Annotated in this window: 1 protein-coding gene; it reads right to left on the bottom strand. The window is 60.8% G+C overall.

Annotation, left to right across the window (positions count from 1 at the left end; translation table 11 throughout):
• Positions 1-184: hypothetical protein (locus tag CXZ10_RS21295; RefSeq protein ID WP_210199981.1), on the bottom strand; the 184-nt coding region annotated here is incomplete at its 3' end.
• Positions 185-278: the final 94 nt, after the last annotated feature.

Genomic DNA, 278 nt, shown 5'->3' with positions numbered 1-278 from the left:
CGCCGGCGAGATACAGCCCCTCCGGCCCACGCAGACTGGCCTGACGCGGCGACGCCAGATCGTCGACCCAGATATCGCCGAGAGACGGGGCGCGGAGAACGGCCCTGACGCTGCCGTGGCGAAGAGAAAGGTTGTCAAAAAGCGGTGCGATGGCGGCAAAGCCATCCGGTTCGAGTTTGAACATGAAAGAAAGTCCTGAGCTCGGCTTCCTAGAGCACCCGCCGATCAGGTTGCATCAACCTGATCGAAAAGCGGCTGCTCCAGCAAATGAATCTGGA

Source organism: Pleomorphomonas diazotrophica, assembly GCF_002844595.1.
GTDB lineage: Bacteria > Pseudomonadota > Alphaproteobacteria > Rhizobiales > Pleomorphomonadaceae > Pleomorphomonas > Pleomorphomonas diazotrophica.
The sequence above is the reverse complement of the archived record's forward strand: the minus strand, read 5'-3'. Positions and strand labels throughout refer to the sequence as shown.